We start from the raw sequence: 3,096 nt of genomic DNA, 5'->3' as shown, positions 1-3,096 counted from the left end.
AGCTTGAGCTTGTGAGATAAAGTATGGATTATCCGAGTTCAAAAGCGAGCTGAAAAGTATTGCATCGGCACCTGGAACCACGCCTGTAACGTTTCCAGGAAAGAGGATCACTGGTATCTTTACTGCCTTTTTGATACTTGAGACTGTCTCAGTCATGGTGAGTTGATCAGTAGCTGACGAGCCGCCGACCAGAATTGCAGAGGCGCCGTTTTTTTCTGCCTCTTTTGCCAATGAAGAAGCGGAACGTCCATCAGAGTTCTCAGAATCGATTAATACGAAGAGAAGTGTTCCTTTTTTCTTCCTAGTAGCATGAAGATAATTCTCTGTCTTTTGCATATGGAGTGGTTGAATACCTATTGATTAAAAGTTTAATTGAATATAGTTATACAGATTTGTATAGCTATGAGCGAATCCCCTGATGAAAATTTTAGCAATATTATTAGGCAAATTATAGAAAAATCATTATTTACTGAAAGACAAATTGAAATTATTTTAAAACGCAGGGACCTTGCAAATCCCCAGTTTACTATCAGTAAAGGGGCGTTTTATCGTCAAGTAACCCAGTCTAAAGACAAGTTGACGGCACCTATGCTATTCGTGGATCCTGCTTAGGGGCCTAGGCGTGCTTAGTGCTGATGATATGGATGTGATTAATCGCCTCTCCGAACAGATTTCTGTGATAAAAAGTAGTGATGTTTTTCCGGAACGTGAGGACCAGGTCATGTCTGTGATACAAGAGGTACTAAAGAGGACCTGTAGGCTATGATTTGACTTCAAAATAGGCACGATTCCAGGAAATGACTGTGACATGTTGTGATGAAACATGTTTGATATTGATGTGCAAGGTGTGAAATAATTTTACTCAAATATGATAAATCACATCATTTGACGTTACAACGTGATGTTAGTAGATATCCCAGACGTAGGAGTCATGCTAGGCATACTTGCAGCATTTGTTGGTGGCCTTGTAGCCATTACCGTATACAACAAGGTCAAGCCGCGACTGGGATCAGAGGGTGAAAATGCAAAAATTCTAACAGAGCGCTTGCAGTATTATGAAAATTTGTTAATTGATATGAAAATTCGCCTAGATTCAGTAGAAATGGCACAGGAAACTGAGGAAGTTCCCCAGGCACAAATTCCAAGGCCAAAGGAGCCCAAAGTANCCAAAGTGCACCAAGAGCCTCAGGTAATGGTCAAAGAAGAGAAACCAAAGGAAAAAATCCCGAATATGCAGTTTGGAAGTGCCACTGATCACATTCTACGCCTAATCACAGAGAAGCCAATGACATCACGTGACATCCAAATCACAATAGGAAGGACTAGAGAACACACATCACGCATGCTAAAGAAGCTCTTTGAGGAGGGTTTGACGGAAAGAGACATGTCAACCAAGCCATTTTCCTACAAAATAACTGACAAGGGTCTTGCAAAGATAGGGGTTGCCAGGATGGCACCGGCCCAGTAACTTTTAGGATACCAATAGTTTTCAGACCAACAAGTTGGGTTTTTGCCAAGTTATTTTTTGGTTGATCAAACCGTCAAACCCTTCAAATTTCTGTCAAAGTCGTAGAAAATCATCGTATTTTAATAATCTTAGATAATTGTAAATTCTTAAATTAATGTTCTTATAATGTAATAACATGCCTGATGAGCAATTAATCAAGATTACCACTGCAGGCACGATTTCCATACCAAAAGACTTTAGAAAATTTCTTGAACTTCAGAAAGGAGATTATGTCAAGGTCACAATTGATGGCGATCATCTAGTGGTCAAAAAAGTAGTAATCTCCTAAGTCGTATTCTTTTCTCTCTGGGCTATCTTTAGTATCTGGTAAGCCCACTCTTTTCCCTGCTTCTCCCTTGCCACCTTACCCTTTACGGCAAATCTTGAGAGATATGTTGAGATCACACTCAGTTTGATTGGCTCCTCGTACTCGTCCTCATATTTTTCCAATATCATGGATGAGGTAAACTTGCCTATGGGGAAGTTCTTGTCTATGACATTCCATATCTTGGCCCCTATCGAATCCAATTGGGCCCCAACCTCTGGCTCTTCTATATTCATCAGGTTCATCAGCTCAAATATCTTTAGCATCTTTTCACGGGTAACATTGCCCTCTAGGCTAAAGTTGTACTTGGCTCCGTCTGCATCCTCCAAGTCTATCCTGATTCTTTTTCGTGCCATTGGGATCGATCTGGCAAGCCGTTAACACTTGAACAGATCATAGAAGAATTGTTAACATTCTGGTTTGTTAACATTGACTGCCTAGCCCACGCATGGGTGTTTTTGGCATCTTAACAGGCTCTATGGGCTTATATCCAAAATACCCCTAAAATCCATGCCTAGAGTGGAAATAATGGGGTCTTCTTTAGGATGTTAACAATGTTAAGAGCCATCTTCACGCCTGGACTGGAAATAAAGGGGTCATTTTGGGCTTTTCTGGACCAAGAGTTAACAGAATGTTCACTAATTGTTAATTTCATACCAGGAAGGCCCACACACCTATACTTCCACTCTAGCTTTATTAAAAAAATTTTTTTTAAGAAAATAAAAATAAAAATAATTAATGATATACTAAATTTGGTTTAGTTATTCTATTCTAATCTATTAGTTTGGAGTAGAGTCCATATGTGGACAGAGAAGAAACAGTGGTGTGTGGGTCTATGACAAAGGATCCGATTGACAAGTTATTGGATGATGCACAAAGTGGAAAGTCCCTATTCAAAAATCGCGAAGTCCTTCACTTTTCGTTTATTCCTGATATAATTTTACATCGTGAAGATGAACAAAAAAAGGTCACCCAATCACTATTACCATTATTAAAAAAATCACGTCCATCAAACCTACTGGTCTATGGCAAGCCAGGGACAGGAAAAACTCTGGTGGTCAAGAAGGTTCTTGGTAAGATACAAGAACGAGTAAAGGACAATTCATTTCCGATCCAATTACTATACGCAAATGCAAAAGAAGAGACCACCCTCTATGGGTTGCTTGTAAAACTTGGAAGGCAGTTGGGCCTTACATCACAAAAGGAACTTCCCTCGACCGGACTTTCAATCAGTGAAGTGTTCAATCGTATTATTTCTGTAATT

At 39.6% G+C, this 3,096-nt stretch carries 6 protein-coding genes; 4 read left to right on the top strand and 2 right to left on the bottom strand.

Translation table 11 applies throughout. From position 1 onward, the window contains the following. Positions 1–336, bottom strand: a 336-nt coding sequence (locus DYY66_RS05815; protein WP_304515748.1) for a geranylgeranylglyceryl/heptaprenylglyceryl phosphate synthase, incomplete at its 3' end; no start/stop codon positions are given. Positions 337–402: 66 nt separating this feature from the next. Here DYY66_RS05815 and DYY66_RS15280 point away from each other — a divergent pair. The 3 genes from DYY66_RS15280 (at position 403) to DYY66_RS05800 (ending at position 1,796) form a co-directional block, all read left to right on the top strand. Beyond that, positions 403–612 (top strand): hypothetical protein, encoded by a 210-nt coding sequence (locus DYY66_RS15280; RefSeq protein WP_309223972.1) that lies wholly within the window; start codon positions 403–405, stop codon positions 610–612. A 580-nt stretch (positions 613–1,192) separates the two neighbouring features. Continuing rightward, positions 1,193–1,468, top strand: a complete 276-nt coding sequence (locus DYY66_RS16155; protein WP_394352584.1) for a winged helix DNA-binding protein — start codon at positions 1,193–1,195, stop codon at positions 1,466–1,468. Positions 1,469–1,643: 175 nt separating this feature from the next. Then, a complete protein-coding gene (locus tag DYY66_RS05800) occupies positions 1,644–1,796 on the top strand; it encodes an AbrB/MazE/SpoVT family DNA-binding domain-containing protein (RefSeq protein ID WP_166286991.1) in 153 nt (50 codons plus the stop codon). Here the strand turns inward: DYY66_RS05800 and DYY66_RS05795 are convergent. Next, positions 1,793–2,188, bottom strand: coding sequence for a hypothetical protein (locus tag DYY66_RS05795; RefSeq protein WP_166286990.1), 396 nt, complete (start codon positions 2,186–2,188; stop codon positions 1,793–1,795). The two genes, DYY66_RS05800 and DYY66_RS05795, sit on opposite strands and share 4 nt — an antisense overlap. 479 nt (positions 2,189–2,667) lie before the next feature. Here DYY66_RS05795 and DYY66_RS05790 point away from each other — a divergent pair. Further along, a partial coding sequence (locus tag DYY66_RS05790; RefSeq protein WP_166286988.1) for a Cdc6/Cdc18 family protein occupies positions 2,668–3,096 on the top strand: 429 nt, incomplete at its 3' end.

This window comes from Candidatus Nitrosotalea sp. FS (assembly GCF_011319475.1).
GTDB lineage: Archaea > Thermoproteota > Nitrososphaeria > Nitrososphaerales > Nitrosopumilaceae > Nitrosotalea.
Note: the sequence above shows the minus strand (reverse complement) of the source record. Positions and strands in the feature narration are given on the sequence as shown.

Coding starts and splice junctions, on each gene's coding strand:
- DYY66_RS16155 (WP_394352584.1), top strand. CDS start 1,193: ATGGTCAAAGAAGAGAAACCAAAGGAAAAAATCCCGAATATGCAGTTT.
- DYY66_RS15280 (WP_309223972.1), top strand. CDS start 403: ATGAGCGAATCCCCTGATGAAAATTTTAGCAATATTATTAGGCAAATT.
- DYY66_RS05795 (WP_166286990.1), bottom strand. CDS start 2,188: ATGGCACGAAAAAGAATCAGGATAGACTTGGAGGATGCAGACGGAGCC.
- DYY66_RS05800 (WP_166286991.1), top strand. CDS start 1,644: ATGCCTGATGAGCAATTAATCAAGATTACCACTGCAGGCACGATTTCC.